The following is a 20,998-nucleotide window of genomic DNA, read 5'->3' on the forward strand; positions in this document are numbered from 1 at the left end:
CGGCAAAGCTTTGAAAGCATATGGGGATATGCAAACTGAGGCAAAACGCCACCAATTTAAGCTCAGGCCGCTTACGCAGCCTGAGCTTCCTAATTCTAAGGACTACTTCCCGGCCAGCAAACGGCTGGAAATCACCCTCTGTGTATTTTTAGCTTCCATTAGTTATTCGCGGACGGGATCTTTACCAGCACGTTATAGTCCAGACCTGGCTTCAGATCCTTCAGGATGCCATCTTCAATCAAACGGCCATCAACATACACTTCTATTGTCTGAACGCCCGGTTCCCGCTTCATATCAATATGCAGCTCTGCGCCCCTGAAGCTGCGCTTCACCTTCACTCCCTGCCAAGCGGATGGAAGCTGCGGCTTAAATTGCAGTCCCGCCGGATTCCCCTGCAATCCAAACAGGCCATCAATCAGACAGCGATACACCCACGGAACTGTCCCCGTGTTAAAAAGATGACTGGAACGTCCGGCTGTATGCGGAAACTGTCTATAGGCGCCACGGTAATAGTTCGGAATAAAGACCGGCAATTGGCCCCGCCGGATGAGATCCTCCGCGTCCGGTCCCGGGATCATCTTGCGCAGCAGCCGGTACGCATCCTCCTTCTCTCCTACTGCATACAGCCCGTAGATATAAAAGGCAGCCGCATGATTGTATACAGCTCCATTCTCAGCCGTTCCCGGGTGCTTCTGCGTGACTCTGCCCACATCCTCGCGCATTGAAGTATAGGAGGGTGCCAGCTTCTCCACACCGTACGGGGTTTCCAATTGCTCTCTGACCGCCCGGATGAGCTTCTCCTGCTTCACTTCATCGGCAGCCCCGCTGAGCAGCGCCCATCCCTGGGGGTTAATGAAAATCCGGCCTTCCTGATCTGCACTGATGCCGAAGACCACATTGTCATCGGTTATTCCCCTTGCATACCAGTCGCCATCCCATAAGTAGGTGTTGACTGCAGCATTCATTTCATCCGCCGCCAAACGGAACTCGTTGCTGAACTCCGGCCGGCTGCTATGTTCACAGAGATCAGCCCAGATCATACATGCATAAGCCGTAGCTATCGTCAGCCATCCGGAAACCCCTTTCCCCTGGTAGCCAACCATATTCATGGGGTCGCACCAATCGCCTTGATTGATATAATTCAGCCCCCGTTCATCCCGCTCATGGATAAGCCAGTGCATGGCCCGGTTAATATGTTCAAATACAGTTCCATTCTCCTCTCCACCTGCATAAGGAACCCTCTCGTCCAGGATGGAATAATCATTCGTTTCATCCAGATAGGTACTGAGGCAAATAGGCAGCCAGACGCAATGATCCGTATGCGGAACCTGATTAATATATTTCAGTTCAGCACCCTCATGCAAAATAATACCGTCCGGCATGGCTCCGCTTACATTTTGCTGGCTTACAGCCGTCAGGAAAGCCTCTCTTGCCACCTGCGGCTTAATATAGCTCATCCCCATATTATCCTGCAGATAGTTACGGGTCTGGGGATCTGTCGTCAGGCGGTTGGTCTGGCCATGATAATACATTTGCCGGGGCAGCCAATGGTTCACAAAGTTATCCAGATCGGCGTCAGGAGTGGTGATCGTAAGGCAACCTCTGCCTTCCTCTATGTAATCCGCGTACTCCCGTTCTGCTAGAACAAACCCATCCTTACCACTGGAATCACAGTCCAGAAAATAATGCTGGCGGATTTGGGCAATCTCCCGCTCATCGCGGGCCGGACCAAAGATAAACCGGTATTCCCGCTCTTCCCCCGGGTCCAGATTTATTCTGTACTGCAGGACTGCAACAGGCGTTTCATAGCGGGCCTCCCCTTTGGATAAGGTTTCCTGCTTGATGGCTGACGGTGATGTTATACCGCCTTCGCCTTCAAAGGCCTCCTGATTAACTTCCCATGCGGAAGGCTCATGATCGGCGAGCAGGAAGGTTTGGTCTTTCAGATGTTTGATCTTGTCGTAATCCTGATACTTCTGATAAGGGGTAACGGAGGAAGCTACAATTCCCTGCAGATCTTTCTTGTACTCTCCGGATTGATTCATCCATGACATATAGCCTACGGTAAAGTAGGGATAGATGCTTATGTTTCTTTTATTCGACGAAAGGTTCGTCACCTTCACCCGCCACAGCTCCATGGCATCCTCTTTCGGCAGGCTCAAGCTCATCTCGATACCGATGCCGCCGCTTGCAATCTTCCAGCTAATATTATGTTTGCCTACAGCAAAGGTATACTGATCAGGAAGCACGCGGACAGGTTCATACGGCGCAGAGAAAACTTCACCGCTCTCCTCATCCTTTACATAGACAAACCGGCCGGGATGATGTGCATAATAAGGCTGCTCCGGCTGCATGAACGTCTTGGCTTCCAAATTCGGCGCATAGGAATACTTGGCGGGTTCCGGCTGCATAAACTGGGCTACGGCATACCCGCGGCAGTTCATATGAATCATCATCTTCTCATTCCACAAAAACCCCGAAGCCTTTGGAAGCATTGTAGGACTTGTCAATTCGACATACTCATGATTTTCTGATGCTCTTATCATTTCCGTGCCTCTCTTTCTTCACCAGCTATAATTCCTAAATTATACCTTATCGCAAGAACGGTTGTCATAAATGTGGAGTTTGACACAGCTGTATTCTAAACCTGATTTTACATCTTAACACTGTAAAGATTATATGCTACAATCTTTACAGCGCTAAGATTAATGGAAGGATGCATCCATCACATGAAAGACAAACCCTATCACCACGGCAATCTGCGAAATCAGCTTATAGAAGCCGGCATCACACTTATTAATGAAGATGGTTTGAAGAGCTTTTCCTTGCGCAAGGTCGCAGCGAAATGCAGTGTCAGCCATACCGCACCGTACAGCCATTTTAAGAATATTGACGAATTGATTTACGCTATGGGCGAGCATGTCACTGCGCAATTTACGGACACACTGCGTACATCTATTCACGGAAAGGAGGGCACTCAGGAGGCGATTTCCTTGCTGGGGCAGGCCTACATTGACTTTTTCGTTGACCATCCGCAGTATTTTCAATTTCTTTTCTACCATTCGGATATCACCATTGACCTGGACCATTATAATTCGGATAATTATCCGCCGTTTGCTCTATTCCGCACAACAGCCTATCAGTTGTTTGAGAGCTTTGGCCTGCCGGAAGAAGAATATGCGAAGCAGCTGGTTGCCCTATGGTCAATGGTGCACGGAATGGCCTCACTGCTCACCAATAACGGGGTCCGGTATTCCGGAGATTGGCGGGATATCTTTACGCTCAAACCTGTATTTTAGGAGGATAACCCATGAAAATGATTATTCACGACTTGGATCCGCAACAATTTGCGGCATTGGTTGAAGACAACACCCCCGACGTAACTGTAATCTCCGACAATGGTACTATCCGTCATTGTATCGGCTGCTTCGGGTGCTGGATCCGGACGCCTGGAGTCTGTGTTCTGAAGGACGGCTATAACAACATGGGGGAACTTCTCTCGAAATGCGATGAACTGATGATTATCAGTAAATGTGAATATGGAAGCTACAGTCCTTTCATCCTCAACGTGTTGAACCGGAGCATTTCCTACGTGCTGCCTTATTTTGTAACCAAAAACGGTGAAACCCATCACCGCAACCGTTATGACCATGAATTTTCCCTGACCGTGCATTTTTACGGTGAAGACATCACTGAAGCCGAGAAAGGAACAGCACAAAAGCTGGTCGCAGCAAATAGCTTAAATTTGTATTCCTCAGGGAATTCGGTTTATTTTCATAACGGACTGCAGGCCGTCAAGGAGGTACTGGCATGAACATCGCCATGATCAACGGAAGCCCCAAGCTGCGAAAAAGCAATTCAGACCACCTGCTGAAGACACTGGAGTCGCTCATAAGCACCGGGCATGAAATCACCCATTATAACATTAACAAAAAACCGCTGACCCCCGGGCAATATAGCGAACTGTGCGGCATGGATATATTGATTATTGCCTTCCCGCTTTATGTGGATGGAGTCCCGTCCCATCTATTCAGAATGCTTGTTACCCTTGAGGAATACATGAAAACGCGGCGTGAGAAGGATATTTACGTTTATACCCTGATGAATAATGGTTTTTTTGAAGGGAAGCAGAATCACATTGCCCTTGAGATCATTCAGAACTGGTGCATCCGTTCCGGTCTAATTTTCGGGCAGGGTCTCGGTCAAGGCGCCGGTGAAATGATGGACTTTATCGAGAAGGTTCCACTTGGAACGGGCCCGCTTAAGAATCTGGGCAAGGCCATGGAAAGCCTGGCTCATAATGTACATTCGCAAAGTATAGATGAATCTATGCTCTTCAGTCCAAACTTCCCGCGCTTCGCCTGGAAGTTTGCCGCGACCCACTCTTTCTGGAACGCCACCGCCAAGAAGAACGGCCTGAAGAAGAAGGACATCCGAAGAACCCTATAGCTTGCCTTGGGATTACGCATGAGACTTCAGCGGCCTCCCGCAGCGGACAGTACAAGGCAGGGAGTGCTCACTGTCTCCCGCCTTGCCCGCCGTCCGTCCCTTGACTGCCGCTTCTTCCCGGACCTCCACCCTTTATTCCCTGGCCGCCTCCACCCCGGTCCGTGCCGCCGTTCACTCCCGGGAACCCGTTCATTCTTAAGCCGGAGTCCGTTTTTGTGATTTTTTGAGCGGTTATGGCCTCGCATGAGGTGAGCACCAGTGAACAACCCAGCACTGCTGCAAGTAAGAAGATTGAGTATCTCTTGGTTCGCATCTTCAATCATCTCTTTCTGTTCAACATATAATCATATACGTCTTTGAATCCCATGTACGACAGCACGATCAATAGCGGATACACCGGATAGATATAACGGGACTTTATTTCCCACAGCAGATAGAATGCGATAAAACCCAGAACCACCAGAATTAAAGAGGTTTCCTCAAACCTCTTAGCCCTTATGCCGCCTATCAATCGAATGAGAATAAAGCCATACATCAGGAAATTCTGGACATACAGCACCCAGAGCAGACCGCTTCTATACTTCGAATCTCCTTTAAACAAATCCGTGGCAAAGGTAGTATAACTATAGCGGTCCATCACAAACCCCGCTCTCCCTCCGCTTCTGGACGATCCGTCATTTCCAATGCCGTATCTCTCCATCTGGTACGTCCCTTCTGTCCAGGTCCACACCAGCTTTTTATAATACATTTCCGCGAGTTCACCCAGACTGGCCTCAGAGAGCTTATCGCCGATGGATGCCTTGAACAGCTCTACGCTGTCCGCTTTATTATAGTTTGCCTCTCTCTGGTATATATTGTAGCTCTGCTGATTGTCCCAGAACCCAAGGGTCTCCAGATTGATGCCCATATTCAGCCACATATAGATGGGAGCGGAATTCTTGTTCACCGGCTCATCTACGACATGCGTTGCCTGCAGTACAGCATTCTGGGTCCAGCCGGGCACATTGAACAGCAATACTGTTATGCCTATAGAAGCTAAGGCCTTCTTAAGCCCAAGGGTCCGGATGCTGAAGAACAGGCAGATCAGGACTGCGATCAGAAAGATCATCCCGGTGCTTCTGAAATAGTTGCCGATAGCCAGCAGAATGGCAGCCAGCAGGATATCCTTCATGGACATTCTTCGGAGGTACCTCACAGCAAAATATAAAGCGCTCGTCAGAAAAGCTGTAGCAATCACATCGTTATATATAAAATTGCTCATGAACAAGGAAGGAATATAGGTTGCGGCAATTATTAAAACCCCATAATCATTTTCTTTCGACCGGGCATTAAGCTCTTTATACAGCAAATAGACCATTAACGTTGTAACGAGCGAGAACAGGATGTTGAATATTTTGATCACCAGATAATTGTCCGGAAATAAGAACAGCAATGTTTTCAGGTACAGGACCATGGAGAAATTAAACGGAAACATATACAGATATCCCCCCGTTTGAAAAGAGGAATAATCCTGTTCATACAGCATATCCATCGCCAGCGACAGCACCGTTTGCGAATCATCCGTCGGCATCCGGGGAAACAGGAAAATGATCACGAGCTGGATCGCAAACGAAAACAGCAGCACAGCCGGAATTACGATTTTCCTGCTGTACCGGTTAAGCTTTAAACACATTCTGTACAGCACAAAGCTTACTGCCAGAACGGCCGCGGCCGCCAGGATAAACAGAACCCATTGTTGTTTCTCCAGAACCGTGGTGTCACCGTACACAGAGTAGGTATACTTTGCCCGGATAAAAAAGGAGGATGCGATAAAAAGTCCTATACAGAAAGCAAGCATGATATACAGTATTCTTTGAGTTCCCCTTACCATGGAAAACCTCCTATGCGTACTAGTTTCACAGCTTTATATTCTCTTGCCCCGATTCATAGACGTATTATAAACACCCAACCTGAATATCCAATGAAAATCGGGAGGGGCGAAATCCCCCGCCTATCACGAGCCCTATTGTGCCTGTGTATCCAAAAAAAAGACGCTGCGGGGAGCAATTCCCCGAGCGTCTTCCGGCGTTCATGTACATCAAAGGGATATTTTTATATGCTAAAAATAGAGCTTTTGAAAATGTATGATCCATAACGCCATTTCCTGCCGAATAAAGTGATCCGTACCACGAAAATCAATTGTACCGTCTGCGCCGCGAGTGATATCGGGGCCTGGCAGCCCTGCAGCCACCAGCAGCTTGACAGCCTCTTTCGTTTGAATGCCGGCAGGCTCCTGCTTTAAGCGGACCTTGCCAGCAGCCTGTTCGATAGCTTCTGATAACAAATGGGGCCCCGCCTGCCGGACAGCCTTCACCAGATATTCCGCTGCCTCAATGCGATTTAGCACACGGTTGACCCCGAAGCTAGCGGCTGAATCCGGCTCTACCAACCCCATTGCCAGCGCAAGTGAAACCTCTGGCTCCGACCAGTTACCGACGACATCCTTATAAACCACAGGCTCTGCCGGAACTTTATCAAGCCCTAGCATCCTTGTCAGCATAACCGTCCATTCGGCCTTAGTCACCGGCCGGAGCGGAGCATACTTGTCATTTGCATGGCCCTTCACCAGCCCGAGAGCTGCCAAACGCTCGATATCCTTTTTATATACGCTGGTTTCCTGCAAATCTGCAAACCGACCGGGTCTTTTCTCAGCGTAAGCTACCGGATTGGTGTATTTCAAATGGCTAACCGATCCGTCAGCCGTTTCCTTGAATACAAGTATTTCACCGTTAGCATCCTCGAACATTAACCTGTCAATCTGCTTCAATATTATGCCTCCCCCTTGTCTCTGTGACGTATCCGTAACCGTAATCTCACCATCGCCCGTTGCCTCTACCTGCCACGACACAATGTAGACCCGCAAATCAGTGTAATTCCCCTCTAAGTATTTGAGATTCTGCCTTGAATCAGGTTTGAAGTTTTGTTGCTCCTCCTTGCCAAAAACATGCTCCATGAACAGGTTAGCCCATTCTCTGGCTACAAAGGCCGACCCCTCCATCTGATTTAAAAAAACTGCCACGCCCATTTGCTGATCAGGTGATAATATGATAAACGAGCTATAGCCAGGCACATCTCCACCCTTCATAATCAGGTGCTGGCCCTGTGTTTCTTTGGGTCTCAGCCAATTCTCGTATCCATAGCTTGTATCCGGCATAGCGGGATGTATGGCCACCTGATAATGAAGCATCGGCTCCAGCGATGCCTCGCTCCAAATCGTCTTGCCGTCATATTGGCCATTTGCCAGTTGTGCCTTAAGAAAATGCGCCATATTTTCCGGTGTCATAAGCATCCCCCCGGACGGTGAGGCAGAAGGCCCCATCAAATAAGGAGCAACAACCGTTTGATTGGCCTCATAGCCCACTGCCAAATTGGGCAGTTGTGCCTCCCGCAGCACAGCGAAGGAATTAGTCATGCCTAAATCAGCCAATAAGTGTTTTTCCATGTAATCGTCATAGGACAGACCTGATACCCGTTCAATAATATAACCCAGCAGATTATAGGCGTGATTATCATACATATAGGCTGACCCAGGCTCACGAACCACCTGGACTGGTTTGGACATCAGATAATCCTTCAAGGATAAATGGGCTGACAGATCTGAACGGAAATCCTCTTCAGACTCGACAACGGACTCAAAACCGGATGTATGAGTCAACAGATGATGGACAGTCACTGGCTTATTATATGGGTTATCAAGCTTCACCTCCCCCAGAATTCCCGTGATGTCTGCATGAAGGTCAAGCTTGCCTGAATCCACCAGTTGCATAATAGCAGCAGCAGTAAAGGTTTTGGTGACAGATCCGATCCTGAACAAGGTATTTTCCGGATCGACGGGCTTTTTATTGGCCAGATCAGCATACCCGTATCCCTTTTGAAGTATGGTTCTACCCTCCTGCACCATGACAACAGCGCCTCCAGGTATACCATTCTCCTTACCAATAATTGATTTCATAAAATCATCTGTCATATTTCCAACCTGGTCAAAGTTAATCGTCTGCTCCATGCTGGTTACTTCCTCCCTTGATAGACTTGCCTCAGTTATCCCTGTCCACATCGTCATTCCCAAAATCAAGGATATAGCGACAGATAGCGTTTTACTCCATTTCACGTGCATCTCATTTCATTCCTTTGTAAAAACAGAGTGATCAGTCCGTTTTTATGATTTAATAAACAGAACGTTCGGTTTGTTTTTTATGCTAGCATAGATTTTAACAGCCTGCAACCTGCTCAGTAATAGCTCAGATGTAGTAAACAGCTTGTGCACCTGCCTGCCAATTGTCAATCCAATAGTCATATGATATGCTTTTTTAGAAAATACGGACGCTTGTTTTGTACAAGGAAAGAGGTTTGAGTGCTGTGAAAAAGAAGACACGCCGCGCGGATACACCCACAAAAAAACGCATTGCAGAAACTGCAAAGACGCTTTTTTCCCAAAAGGGCTATTTAGGCACCTCCATTGAGGATATAGTCAGTGCTTCTGACAGCAGCAAAGGAAACCTGTATCATCATTTTAAAAATAAAGAAGGACTGTTCCTCTATTTAATCAATGAGCAAGTCGATCAATGGCTGGAGCAATGGGTTGCCAAAAAGACACGGTATACCAGCTTTACCGATACCTTATATGGTCTCGCCGAACATGTTGCCTTGGATCTGAAAAACCCGCTATCCCAGGCAGCAGATGAATTTAGCGGCTCCGAGACTGCCGATCCTGAGGTTATTGCCGAAATTGTTGCTGCAATCCAAAAACAGCGTGAAGTGTTTCTGCAAATACTGCAAGAGGGAATCCGTGAAGGACATATTCGGCCAGACTATGAGCTCGAGGATTTATCGGTCATCCTGTATGCATTGCTGGGTGGTCTCAGCGCTGCCCGCTATGATTGTGAACTGGACAGGCTGATCAAGCTCCACCACACCGCTATTACAGTATTCCTGCAAGGCATTTCAGCTAAATGATTGGCTTCGTATGTATTATCCCTTTCAGATAGACAAGCAAAAAAACCTCATGAGCTCATGAGGTTTTTTCGCGTGTCAAATCACGGCGAACGCTTAGTTCAATAATCATCCCTAGGCGTTCGCCCTCGATCTGCGCGTCCAGCTTGCCCCCGTGCAGCCTGATGATCTCAGCAGCAATGGACAGCCCCAGCCCCGCGCCTTCGCCAGCCCGCGACGAATCCCGCTTGTAGAACCGTTCAAACAACCGCTGCAGCTCCCCGCTGTCCATCGCTTGGGCCGGCGTGCTCCACAATTCCAGCCGTACCGGGAATGGACGGCGGCTCTCTGCCACCGGTTCCCGGAGGCGGATGACAAGCTCCGTATCTGCGCGGCTGTATTTGAAGGCGTTAGACAACAGATTTTCGAGCACCCGGACGAATAGGTCAGCATCAACCTCCACATAAACCGACTGATCCGGCAGCAGCAGAACCGTCCCGATATGCGTATCCCTGCTTTGGGGATGGTATCCCTCCACAACCTGGCGCAGCAGCTCCTGCATATTCACCCTGCTCTTATTTATCACCGGCGGTTTCCATTTCAGCTTCGAAATTTCAAAAAACTCATCAATCAGCTTCTTTAAGTACCCGGTCCGCTCCTCCAGAACCTCGACGTACCGCTCCCTTTCCAGCTCACTGCCATATGATTTCTCTTTGAGCAAACTGAGAAAACCCATGATGGAAGTTAACGGCGTGCGCAGGTCATGAGAAATATTCAGCAGAAAATCCTTCTCCTTGCTCCGGCTTGCGACGATTTGCTCGGCCATATCATTCAGTGCTGTAGCCATGGTGGTAAGCTCGTTGTTGTATTTCAACGGGATTCGAGCCTGAAAATCAGTCGCGTACAGCGTATGCGTGCCCCGTTCGAGAGTGCGCATATACCGGATTCGCCCCCGGATGCCAAGATAAAAAAGCAGCAAAAACACAACAACACCCAGCAAAGATACAGGACTCTCGGTATAAGTAATCGTGCTTGCAGCCACCAGATAGAGCCCGTTTCCGAGCTTCCGCGTTTCCTGCAATTTTGTGCCGGAGCCGTTGTTATAGCTGATGTTGATGCCTTCCTCTGGTGAAAAGAAAACGATATTGTAGACCTGCTCCTCCTCGGGATTGCCGATCACGAAACCTCCAGCCTCCGGTGCAGGGGAATAATCTGCGGTAGACAGCAACGCCTTTCCCCCCGGCAATGTCTCTCCGGAGCGGACAATGACAACATGCGAATTGGCCTGAAGCAGCTTCCCCTGCCCGTTCACCACAGACACGACTACTTCCTCTGCTGCCCTAAAGCTTTTGTCGTAGTCCAAAGGAAACTTGTCCCGCAGCTCCTGCTCCAGCCGATGGGGAATAGCCGCCTCGCCTGCCCGGGCCTTCAGCCAAGCCGCCAGCGGATTGCCAACCTTCTCCCTGTAGCTCATCATCCGCTCCGCATCGGTCTGCGCCGGATAAAATAATGTCGAACCTTTCAGAAAATGGGCTGTCAACGAAACTGCGACCAGCGTGGCTGCCAGTGACAGAATAAAAATCAGGACCAGTTCTCCGACTAGCCCTGTTTTAAGCTTCTTTGTCCACTTTATAACCAACACCCCAGACCGTTCTGATGTACTTGGAATTTTTGACGGTATCCCCCAGCTTGTCCCGCAGATTGCGGATATGGGTAAGCACGGTGTTGTCGCTCTCCAGATAGGTATCCTCCCAGACCAGCTCATAAATATCGCGTGAGGTAAACACCCGGCCTTTGTTCCTGGCCAGCAGCAGCAATATCCCATATTCTTTTGGCGTCATGTTGATCTCCACACCATTTTTGGACACCGCATGCTCCTCCGGCAACAGAGTGATATCCTTAATCTGCAGCCCCCCCGGGGCTACAGCCGTCTTTTCCGCAGCCGCCGGCCTGCGCTTTAAAATCGCCGAGATTCGCAAGGAAAGCTCCGTCAGATCAAAAGGTTTCGTCACATAATCATCGCAGCCGGCAATGAATCCCCTGATTTTATCCTCCTGCTGATCCTTGGCGGTCAGGAAAATTACCGGAACCTCGGAGATTTCCCTAATCCGGCCAATCAGGTCAAAACCATTCATGACTGGCATCATAATATCCAGTAAAATGAGCTGAAAGACCTCATTCCGAATGTGTTCCAGCGCCGTCTCCCCATCATAACAGGACGAAATGCTGTACCCTTCCCGCTTCAAAAATATTGATAAAAAGTCCACAATTGTCCGGTCATCATCCACAATTAAAATCCGGGCGCACATCTTGGCCAGCCGCCTTTCGTTCCCTGTCTCCTCTAAGCGAAAAGCAGCAGCTTCATCAGATACATGTAAAAGATTCCGCTCGCTCCGGCCAGTCCCATTCCCAGTATGACCGCTGCGTCAAGGAGATGCAGTTTTTTGCTTCGCCCATATTTTACCGCAAATCCAGCCGAGCAAGCTATGCCTGCTGCGATTCCCGCTGCAAGGAGGTTGGCGGCAAGCAGCCAGTGGCCCTGTACCGCACGGCTTTCGGAGAAAACGCCCAGCATAGTAACTACCGCCGTACCAAGAATAAGCGGAGCAATAAGATAGGCAGGAAGCCTGTGCCGCAGGCGCATCCGCTGGGGTCCCGATTTTTTGCGTCTGCAAATGGCAATCACTCCCGCTATAAGACCCAGCAATGCGCCAGCCAGTGCTACTTTCCAAGCCAGTCCTCCCGCCCCTGCTTCCCAGGAATTCAGCTTAACAAACGCCTGGAAGGGCACTGTGGTATCCAGCACGGCATATTTGCTCCCGCTTTCCCCTTCTTTAAATACAAGATATTTATTGACCTTTTTATTGTAAAAAATCTGCTTGCCAATCTGTGTGTATTGCCCGTTCAGCTCCTCACCCGCCGATTTCAGGGTAACCTCCCCTTGCTCACTGACGGTCACTCTTGGTGTAACCATCTGGTAACGCAGCTTGGAAACCCCCGGGCCCAATCCCTCGCTAATCACCATGGCGTATGTGCCGGCGTAGGCTTTAATGCTTGCAGCGGGTTCCGGTGCCTCCCCGGTCGATTCGGCCAGCGGCTGATCCAGACTTACTCCGAAAAAGGAGTAGAACTGTTCCTCAAAGGCATCCCGGAAGGTCCCGTCGTCTCCTTCGTATTGGGAGTTGCAGCCGATAAAAAAACCGAGTCCCTTGGACGGCATGATCGATATCAGACTGGAAAAAGCCTCCGTATCTCCGGGGTGAACCAGAATGGCAGGATTTTTGTAGTTTTGAAAAAAGCCGTAGGCATAACCGGGCAGCAGGGGATGCGCGGAATATTGCAGCGAGTGCATCTGCTTGGCGGTGTCTTGTTGTAAAATCGCGTTCTCCCCTTGGCCCCCACCCTGTAGATGGGCCAATACAAACTTACCCATATCGTCAGCGGTTGACCAGATAGAGCCAGCGGGGTAGGTCAAAACCTCCCCCTGCTTCATTTTGACAAACCCCTTATCGTAAGAATATCCCTGGGCCAATTGCTGCTTCAAACGCTCCGGGGTAAGATAGGTCAAGCTGTTGTCCATATGTAGAGGAGCAAAAATATGCTGGCGGATATAGTCATCGTAGGACAGGCCGCTTGCTCTTTCCACAATATATCCGGCGAGGGTGAAGCCTTCATTGCTATACTGCACCGCATCTCCCGGTGCCCTCACCAGCGGCGGTAACAGCTTTTGCAGAGTCTGCTCCAGCGGAACCCGCTGCTCCGGCACCGTGTTCGACCAAGCCCCTTCGCGCTGTTCGGCATTGGCGAATCCCCCGGTATTGGTCAGCAAATGTTTCATGGTTAGCGGAGTTTTGTACGAGTTGTCTACTTGCAGCGAATCCGGCAAATACTGGTTCACATCCGCAGTTAAGTCCAGCTTCCCCTGCTCCGCCAGCTGCATGGCTGCTGTAGCCGTAAAAACCTTAGAGACCGAAGCGATGCTGAAGCGGGTCTTGAGCGGATCTACCGGCACCTTGGCCTCCACATCCGCATAGCCGTAGCCCTTCTCCAGCAAGACAGCGCCATCCTTGACCACCGCCAAAGTTACGCCCGGCACATGGTACTTGTCCATCGCTGTCTTCATAAATTCATCGGTCTGCTGCTCAAAGCGCTCCCGTTCCGCGGAAGCGGTTGCTTCCTCATGCTGCTCCGGCGCAGTGGCCGCTGCAGACGATAGCGACTGCGCCTCCTTCGGCTGCACCTTCACCGCTTGTGCCTGCGTAGACTGCGGCTGCATCGCCACTGGTTGCGCCAAAATCGCCACCACCAGCCCTATTTTCATCCATAACCCTGTTCTCATGCTCCCACTCCTGTCTCTATTAACACCTTATAGGACCATGATACAGCGGCAACATGGAGAAAAAAGCGGTATAAATCTAAAGAAAAAATAAAGCCGCGCACAATACGCAATCCAGCGAATAACTACGATATTCAAAGAGGCCATGAGCTCTACTGACGTAGAAATTCATGGCCTTATCCATTTACGGAAAACTATACTATAATTGCCCAAGTATTGCCTAACGCAATCTTTCTAATTATAAAGCATCATGATATAATCGCAGAAGCAATAGAATAGGCTTAAAGGGTCGGTCGGCTACCTCTCTAAGAAGGGAGGGATGCCTTGTGACAGTGTTTGAAGCAATGATGATTATGCTAACCTTTGGTTCGCTTATCGTAGCGCTGCTGTCCAATAAACGCAAATAGACCGCCCCCTCGCAAAGGCATGCGGTCTATCTGTCGTATCCTGTTTGTTGAGGCCTACCGCCCTTAGAAGCGGCTATTGCATGGGGAGTCGTGTTGGTAGCACGGCTCTCTTTGCATTGTACGCTTGTTCTGCTTTTATTATAACATGGCAAGAGGGGATTTCAATCCACACTCACACTTTCCATGTGAAACGACGCCCCTCTTCTTACGCTTTCTTTTTCCATGATTAATCGATTGCTGTCCAAATGTCTAACGCAAGGGAGCGAATCGCAAGGTTCGTGTGATTTCTATATAATCTTAAAAGCCGGGCACAATCCGGACTCCACAATAAAACACTTCCTGCAACCTCAAGCAATGAAAGTCCAATAAACTGAGATTCATAACAATCTTCCGACCCTATGACATCTACAATTTCTAATAGGGTTTCTGGATTCCAGTAGCCTTTGCTGTCTTTTAAATTTTGTGCAACCTGCTTATAGGCATCGCCTAAATGATGTGGCTGATTTGAAATGCAATGAACTATTTTAGTTAGGTAAGCAACGGATTCCTGAACATTATTCCAATCTATTGAGGCTACATACAATTTCATTACAACCTGCTTTAAGGTCTCATCCGCTGCCAGACAGTCAATAATACCCATATACAGAGGCACGAGGTTTACGCGAGTGTTCTTTGGCAAAGAGGTCAGTTGGTCAGCAAATTTCAACAGACGTTGCCGATGAGGCAAATCTCTTTTGGCATTAGCATTCCATTCCTCAATAATTTCAACACTGGCCAAATCCTTAAACACACCAATTACCCTCTCATTGACCTTGCCATCACGGCATGTTTCTGTCAGCGTGTTCATTACAATATTCCATCTGGCGTTATCTTCTAAATCCAGAATAACCTTTGCAGCGGCAGCCGCAATGATTTCTTCATGTCCATTTGTCCAACGTATCATACTGTTCAAAGCAAATCTTCCAACATCCGGATCTGTATGACCGGCAATTCTAATGATTAATTCTAAATACCGGGATCTATAGTTTACCGGAAGTTCTTGGGGCTGTTGCCAAAGTACACTTTTCGCAATATCACTTTGTGATGAAGTGGCCATGTTGCTTAGAATCTTCCAGCCGCGTTCATCATCTAAAAGCTGTCTCGCTGCATGCCCTATGGCAATGATTACGTCCTTATGTGCATTAGGCTTTTCAAACTCGTTCATCAATAGCGGAATGCTGTCACTGCTTCTATAAGCACCCAGTAACCGGATGGCCTCTTTTCTGACAGTGATTTTAAGTTTGTCCCGGTTTAACAGTTCTTTAAGTATTGAAGTCAATACAGCCGGATTCACTCTACGAATGCATCTGGGTATCGAGTACATGGCTACACGGGCTCTGTCGCCATCCAAATTCTCCAGTAGAGCGGGAAGTGCCTTTTCGGGTTCTTCCAACAATGAAAGTGCATAAAGTGCAGCTTCTACTACAGCTACTTCCTTATCTTTTAAATACTTTACCAGCTTATCCGGACTGACATCAGGCATTCTTGCCATTAGCTTTATAGCTGTTGAACGTTCATAAAAACTGCGTTTGGCATCTGACGCAATGCTTTCTATTGAGGCTCTAAAAGATTGTTGCTGACGCGGCAACCACCTATGGAACCCATCCGTAGCCGGCACAACATAAATGGTTTTCCCCGTTAAGAACCTGCCCTTAATAACCTCACCCGAAATAAATGGATCTAGCCATTCTTGACGTTTTAGATGCAGATGCAGGAACACTTCGTTTACGGTAATAAACGACTTATCCAGGGTTAATAATTCTCTGACTCTCTCATCCCGTGTTTTAGGAGATGCAAGCCAATGCCTTGCCGCCCGCACTGCGATAGAAGCTGTTTTCTCCTGTACCGCATCGCTTAGTAAATTTTGAAGTTTGGAGATACCAAAGCCTCTTTTGCCAAACGAGTTCGCCAGGCTGATCACCAAATTGTAGTCTTCTCTTCGATTTGCCGCCGCAGCCAGCGGATAAATCACTTCAAATAAATGCTCTTCTATACCCCGGGGGATATTTTCCTGGAAGGATGGAAGTGAAAGCTGTCCGCTCTGCTTGGCTAATTTTACAATCGTGCTTAAAGCGAACTTAAAGATCTCACCTCCGGGATTTACTGCATTAAACCGCATAATCACAAATGCTAATTCCTGAGTAGCATACCTTGTAGCATAGGAAGTATCTCTAGCCTCAATAACACTATCAACGAGTAAAGTAAGTTCCTTTACATTCTCATCCGTAAACATAGATGCCGGGCTGTTTGCAAGCTCTCTAATCACTGCAGAGCGTACAGGATCCTGATCATTTTTGATGCGGCCTAAATACACCAAAGTCTCATCCATACCTTGCCTTGAGAGCGCAGTGCTTTTAACCAGCTGCACAAGTGCCATTGCGCGTTCGTCTGCATTAGAGGCATATGCCGCTTTTTCAAGCAGCTCTCTTGAATGATGAATAGAACGGCAAGCCGTAATCCTAATCATTTTGTCCCGGCTATCATATATTTCACGCAGACCAAGCATTCGGGTTGCTTCCTTGTCGCGCAATATATGCGGTAACTGATACAGTAATGTCTCTGGAAAAATGCGCTCTTTACGCTTGTCCTCTTCATAGACCGACTCAAAAATCACTTTACGCTTTGAAGGAGCCATACACTCAAGCAATTTCGCTATATGTATGGGGGTATCTGCAAGGAGCTTGGCTAATTCAATCCATTGAGCTATGGAAAAATATTTTTTCCTTCTTAAGACGCCATCCGGCACACCATGAGAGATCAGATCACTTCGTGACTCCTTCCGGGTTAGCAGCATATACACTGCTTCAGGATGGATTCGGACTAAAGTACCCAGATGTTTTTTAAGCACAGGATGGATGACACCCATGGGTCCATGATTCATGGCACATTCGAGAATTAGATCCGGCTTTACATTGCATAAAGCTTCGATAGCTGATGAAAATCTCCACCACACATATCCCTTTTCCCTAAGGGGGGTGCCTTCTAACGTTGTTTTAAAATACTCCGCAACGGCATCAAGATGACGGCCGGCTAATTTTTTCCAGTTCGCAACGATATATCCAATCTCTACAAGCCATTTACTGACCGTTTCCTTAGAACATGCAGGCAGCAGAATAGAGGCCTCCTCCGCCCCCCACCGGGCATACACAACAGGCAGTAAACGCTCCGCCAATTCTTGACGATGAATAAATGAAATACTGCGCAGTACTTTGCGGCGGCAATCATGGGATAGCTCCGGGAGTTCACGTTCAATATCAATATCTGAAGCCACTTTGGCTAAAAGACCGGCTGCCTGATTTCTAATAGTAGCCATAGGATGCTTTAACGCTGACACAATAATCTTTGCATCCTGTGTGGCAATAGCCCCCATTAAGGCTAGCTGTGCCTCATAGACACCGCCTTTCAGTAATGAAGCGAGCAATTTTGAATATTGGGTCGATCCATGATTTTCACGGCCTAGAGTGGCAATTTTATGGATTCTGTCTGAATAGCCTAGTGAGTCTAATTCTTTAAGCAAACTTTTTTTATCCATTGGACCTTTATTAAAAATCATAAGTCCCCTCCTTCACCTGTTGTTGTTCCATCCAAACTTTATTCTATATATATCTATCCATACCCTTTAAAAAAATCTCATACCATGCTTTCTATTGCATCGGCAAAAATTCATTAGATTATTTCATCTATAATGTATCCTTTTATTGACAATATGTAACTAGGTCGTTACAATGATAATGTAATTGGTTGATTACATATAGGAAGGAGTTCATTACATTGGTTAATAATCGTATTAAAGTTTTGAGAGCTGAACGAGACTGGACACAGGCTGATTTGGCAGAACATGTCGGGATTTCACGACAAGCAGTTATATCCATTGAAAAATATAAATATACACCTTCGTTGGAGTTGGCTTTCAAAATTGCCAAAGCATTTAATGTATCTATCAATGAAGTATTTGTACTTGAGGAGGATGAAAAATAATGATTTATCAATTCGTAATGTTAGTGGTGTTGGTCGTATTAGGTATATGCACTATTGCCCTTCCATGCTTCCAAGCTGTAAAAGTGAAAGAATATAGAAATGATGAACGTTGGCAATTGGTTCAGAATAAGGCGAACCACGTGGCAATGCACTACTATAGTGCACTTGGCTTTGCAATTTGCATTGGAATTATTATAACAACAATCTTCGATATTCAATTTAGTATTGGTCTTGATAGAGTGTTGCAATATTCGTTAATTGCAATTTTTTTGCGAAATGCAATTGAATTATTTTCCTTACGCCACTTTGATAAAGTTTTATAAGCTTTACAAACACAGTTAATACGAGGCCTTATTCGCAGACAAACTCCTTTGTTCCTAATGGAACTCAGGAGTTTGTCTTGTCCAAAAAGCTAGGCCCTGCGCATAAGCGAACGGCGCCCCGCCCAGATGTAAACAGCAGAGGTTACGGCCACAATGAGAATGAACGGGATCACATCCAGCCGGGGCGACAAAGCCGTCCCCCTGGGATACATTGCGTAATAGGCCGTTGTAGAAGGAAACCAGGCGCCGATCGAAGCATGAAGCCCGGTAAGCACAATGTTGGCTATCACGATCGAAGCCGATAAAATCAAGGAGGAAACAAACGACTTCAAGCGCATGGACACCCATAACTGCAGCGCAGCAAACGGCAGTATAGCCAGCCATCCCCCAACCGTACCGATGATCAATTCGGTAAAATCCAAATCGTTCCCCAATTGAAGCAGTTCTCCCGCGAGCAGATAGGATCCGGCAAAAAGCAGTTGAATCAACCCCATCAGCAGCATCAGCGTTCCCAATTTGGCATAATAGACACGGGAACGGGGAATGGGCAGACAAAACAGTTGCTTCCAGCCCCCGTTTGTATGCTCATAACGGCAGATAAAAGAAGCTAGTACCCCGGCATAAAGCGGATAAAAAAACAAACCGTGAAAGCTGACCATATGCAGATAAAAGGTTTTCCATCCGCGCTCAAAAAAACCGACAAAATTTTCCGAATTTAAACTATTCATTCCGAGCATCACAGTTCCCAGCGCACCGAGGAGGAACAGGATGAAGATGACGGGATACTGCAGCTTCATTCGTTCGGCTTTCATCAAATTTTCCATAATCACACCCCTGTTAATTAAAATTGTTTGTTTTTAAAATGCAAGGCCCCGGCGGCTAGCAGCACCGTTCCCAGGCCTGCACTGATGCCAATCCACCTCTCGGGATATGCCATGAACGGACTGGACATCGTCGGATAGGCCCATGGCCACAGCCAGGTCCATAATGCTGCTCCGCTGTCCCGCGCTATGAATAGGCCAGAAACAGCGCCCAGGAAGCCGATGGACATCGGAATGGCCGGGTTCGAGAATTGGACAGACAGCCACATCTGCAGCCCCAGCACCGCAGTTGATGCGAGAAAGCTGTACATAATTTGCTTGATTAGAAGCTGGAACGGCATTGGTTCTGAAGTGTAGCAAATCCAGAGCAGGATCAGGCCGGCAATAATCAGCAAGGCCGTACACAACAGCAGAAAAAGAACCCACAGCGCCTTGGCCCAATAAAGAACAGAGCGGGAAACGGGCAGGGTCAGCAGCTGCTTCCAACTATTGGATTCGTGTTCCAAACCGGCAATCATACCCGTGAGTAACGCGGTATTTAGCAGCAATACGAAACCTAGAAACATATACATCACATTAAACACGCTGTATACCCCTGCCGGGCCTTTGAAATAGAGATACCATTCCAGCGACATAAATGCGATGAACAGCCCGGCGCTGATAACCGGCAGCCAGCGGGCCGCAGGTTTGAGCCTCATCCCCTCGGCCCGCAGGGCCCGCCACATCATAAGCTTACTCCTTTTCCGGTCAACTCCATGAACAGCTCTTCCAGCGATTTGCTGCTTTCCCGTACATTCATAATCCCGTAAGGGCCCAGCAGTTTGAACAATTCTGCCTGTGACATACTGACATTCTCTGCCGAAACCGACAGCATATTGCCTTCCCGCTCCACGGCAAATCCTTGCAGCATTAGCGTGCGAATCGCTTCTTCCGGGCGCTCCACTGCAAATCCCATGACTTTGCCCCTGCGCCGCTCCAGCATTTCCAATGCTCCCTGATAGACGAGTTTGCCGCTGCTGATAATCCCGATCTCATCTGCAATCGTATCCACCTCGCTCAGCAGATGACTGGACAGCATGATCGTCATTCCCTGATCATGGGCCAGTGACAGCATCAGATGCCGTATTTCTTGAATACCGGCCGGATCCAGGCCGTTGGTCGGCTCATCCAGAATCAGCAGCTGCGGATCCCGCAGCAAGGCTGCTGCTATGCCGAGCCGCTGCTTCATACCGAGGGAATATCTGCTCACTTTACGGTTTGCACTTGACGTCAGCCGCACAATTTCCAGCACCTCACCGATGCGCCGGTCAGGCAGCTTCAGCAGTGTGCTTAGTATTTTCAAATTTTTGTACCCGGTCAAATGCCCGTAATAGGATGGGTTCTCTACTAATGAGCCTACCTTGCGTAAAATCTCCTGACTGTTGCCCGGCATCTCTTGTCCAAAAATACGGATCGTCCCGCTATCTGCCCGGAGCAAACCCAGCAGCATTTTGATCGTTGTAGTTTTCCCTGCACCGTTCGGCCCTAGAAAACCGTATATTTTCCCCTCGGGAACCTCCAGGTTTACCTCATTCACCGACACCTGCTCGCCGAAGCGGCGGGTCAGCCCTTTTGTCTCCACTATAAGTTGTGGCATCTCCTGTCACCTCATATCTTTGATATAGGGACAATAATAGG

Annotated in this window: 18 protein-coding genes; 7 read left to right on the forward strand and 11 right to left on the reverse strand. The window is 48.2% G+C overall.

The genetic code is table 11. The annotated features are described in order from the left end of the window. Positions 1–158 precede the first annotated feature (158 nt). On the reverse strand, positions 159–2,546 hold the full coding sequence (locus tag ACAN56_RS25155; RefSeq protein WP_379146173.1) for a GH36-type glycosyl hydrolase domain-containing protein: 2,388 nt from the start codon (positions 2,544–2,546) through the stop codon (positions 159–161). A gap of 183 nt (positions 2,547–2,729) precedes the next feature. On the opposite strand from ACAN56_RS25155, the gene ACAN56_RS25160 reads away from it, so the two are divergent. From ACAN56_RS25160 to ACAN56_RS25170, 3 genes are read left to right on the forward strand one after another with little or no spacing between them, the layout of a single operon-like run. After that, on the forward strand, positions 2,730–3,299 hold the full coding sequence (locus ACAN56_RS25160) for a TetR/AcrR family transcriptional regulator (protein WP_038585932.1): 570 nt from the start codon (positions 2,730–2,732) through the stop codon (positions 3,297–3,299). Positions 3,300–3,310: 11 nt separating this feature from the next. Continuing rightward, positions 3,311–3,814 (forward strand): flavodoxin family protein, encoded by a 504-nt coding sequence (locus ACAN56_RS25165; RefSeq protein ID WP_379146175.1) that lies wholly within the window; start codon positions 3,311–3,313, stop codon positions 3,812–3,814. After that, positions 3,811–4,449 (forward strand): flavodoxin family protein, encoded by a 639-nt coding sequence (locus tag ACAN56_RS25170; protein ID WP_379146176.1) that lies wholly within the window; start codon positions 3,811–3,813, stop codon positions 4,447–4,449. The genes ACAN56_RS25165 and ACAN56_RS25170 overlap by 4 nt, the downstream gene beginning before the upstream one ends. Before the next feature lie 67 nt (positions 4,450–4,516). On the opposite strand, the gene ACAN56_RS25175 is transcribed toward ACAN56_RS25170, so the two are convergent. From ACAN56_RS25175 to ACAN56_RS25185, 3 genes are all read right to left on the reverse strand, one after another. Next, positions 4,517–4,762 carry a hypothetical protein gene (locus ACAN56_RS25175; protein ID WP_038585925.1) on the reverse strand — a complete coding sequence of 82 codons (246 nt, stop codon included), beginning with the start codon at positions 4,760–4,762 and terminating at the stop codon, positions 4,517–4,519. 6 nt (positions 4,763–4,768) lie between these two features. Then, entirely contained in the window at positions 4,769–6,319 is a 1,551-nt protein-coding gene (locus ACAN56_RS25180) for a glycosyltransferase family 39 protein (RefSeq protein ID WP_379146178.1), read from the reverse strand. A gap of 228 nt (positions 6,320–6,547) precedes the next feature. Continuing rightward, the gene (locus ACAN56_RS25185; RefSeq protein WP_379146179.1) at positions 6,548–8,491 is read right to left on the reverse strand and encodes a serine hydrolase domain-containing protein; all 1,944 of its coding nucleotides are present in this window, start codon (positions 8,489–8,491) and stop codon (positions 6,548–6,550) included. 353 nt (positions 8,492–8,844) lie between these two features. Here ACAN56_RS25185 and ACAN56_RS25190 point away from each other — a divergent pair, with 353 nt between their 5' ends. Beyond that, on the forward strand, positions 8,845–9,441 hold the full coding sequence (locus tag ACAN56_RS25190) for a TetR/AcrR family transcriptional regulator (protein ID WP_379146180.1): 597 nt from the start codon (positions 8,845–8,847) through the stop codon (positions 9,439–9,441). Positions 9,442–9,496: 55 nt separating this feature from the next. Here the strand turns inward: ACAN56_RS25190 and ACAN56_RS25195 are convergent, their stop codons facing one another. The 3 genes from ACAN56_RS25195 to ACAN56_RS25205 are packed head-to-tail and all read right to left on the reverse strand — an operon-like array spanning position 9,497 to position 13,756. Next, positions 9,497–11,059 (reverse strand): HAMP domain-containing sensor histidine kinase, encoded by a 1,563-nt coding sequence (locus ACAN56_RS25195; protein WP_379146181.1) that lies wholly within the window; start codon positions 11,057–11,059, stop codon positions 9,497–9,499. Beyond that, complete coding sequence (locus tag ACAN56_RS25200) at positions 11,028–11,726, reverse strand: response regulator transcription factor (RefSeq protein WP_379146183.1); 699 nt, start codon at positions 11,724–11,726, stop codon at positions 11,028–11,030. Before ACAN56_RS25200 ends, ACAN56_RS25195 begins: the two co-directional genes overlap by 32 nt. A gap of 32 nt (positions 11,727–11,758) precedes the next feature. Then, a complete protein-coding gene (locus ACAN56_RS25205; RefSeq protein WP_379146184.1) occupies positions 11,759–13,756 on the reverse strand; it encodes a serine hydrolase domain-containing protein in 1,998 nt (665 codons plus the stop codon). Positions 13,757–14,085: 329 nt separating this feature from the next. Between ACAN56_RS25205 and ACAN56_RS25210 the strand changes: the two genes are divergently transcribed. Next, positions 14,086–14,160 (forward strand): putative holin-like toxin, encoded by a 75-nt coding sequence (locus ACAN56_RS25210; RefSeq protein WP_379146348.1) that lies wholly within the window; start codon positions 14,086–14,088, stop codon positions 14,158–14,160. A 226-nt stretch (positions 14,161–14,386) separates the two neighbouring features. Here ACAN56_RS25210 and ACAN56_RS25215 read toward each other — a convergent pair whose 3' ends face one another. Beyond that, positions 14,387–17,752 carry a HEAT repeat domain-containing protein gene (locus ACAN56_RS25215; RefSeq protein ID WP_379146186.1) on the reverse strand — a complete coding sequence of 1,122 codons (3,366 nt, stop codon included), beginning with the start codon at positions 17,750–17,752 and terminating at the stop codon, positions 14,387–14,389. Positions 17,753–17,970: 218 nt separating this feature from the next. Here ACAN56_RS25215 and ACAN56_RS25220 point away from each other — a divergent pair, with 218 nt between their 5' ends. Next, positions 17,971–18,177 carry a helix-turn-helix transcriptional regulator gene (locus tag ACAN56_RS25220; RefSeq protein WP_038585910.1) on the forward strand — a complete coding sequence of 69 codons (207 nt, stop codon included), beginning with the start codon at positions 17,971–17,973 and terminating at the stop codon, positions 18,175–18,177. Then, complete coding sequence (locus tag ACAN56_RS25225; protein ID WP_038585908.1) at positions 18,177–18,500, forward strand: DUF2178 domain-containing protein; 324 nt, start codon at positions 18,177–18,179, stop codon at positions 18,498–18,500. The genes ACAN56_RS25220 and ACAN56_RS25225 overlap by 1 nt, the downstream gene beginning before the upstream one ends. Positions 18,501–18,589: 89 nt before the next feature. On the opposite strand, the gene ACAN56_RS25230 is transcribed toward ACAN56_RS25225, so the two are convergent. The 3 genes from ACAN56_RS25230 to ACAN56_RS25240 are packed head-to-tail and all read right to left on the reverse strand — an operon-like array spanning position 18,590 to position 20,957. Further along, complete coding sequence (locus ACAN56_RS25230; RefSeq protein WP_379146188.1) at positions 18,590–19,324, reverse strand: ABC transporter permease; 735 nt, start codon at positions 19,322–19,324, stop codon at positions 18,590–18,592. A 17-nt stretch (positions 19,325–19,341) separates the two neighbouring features. Beyond that, positions 19,342–20,049, reverse strand: a complete 708-nt coding sequence (locus ACAN56_RS25235; protein WP_379146189.1) for an ABC transporter permease — start codon at positions 20,047–20,049, stop codon at positions 19,342–19,344. Further along, complete coding sequence (locus tag ACAN56_RS25240) at positions 20,046–20,957, reverse strand: ABC transporter ATP-binding protein (RefSeq protein ID WP_379146190.1); 912 nt, start codon at positions 20,955–20,957, stop codon at positions 20,046–20,048. The genes ACAN56_RS25235 and ACAN56_RS25240 overlap by 4 nt, the downstream gene beginning before the upstream one ends. Positions 20,958–20,998 lie beyond the last annotated feature (41 nt).

Source organism: Paenibacillus paludis, assembly GCF_042610515.1.
GTDB lineage: Bacteria > Bacillota > Bacilli > Paenibacillales > Paenibacillaceae > Paenibacillus_AQ.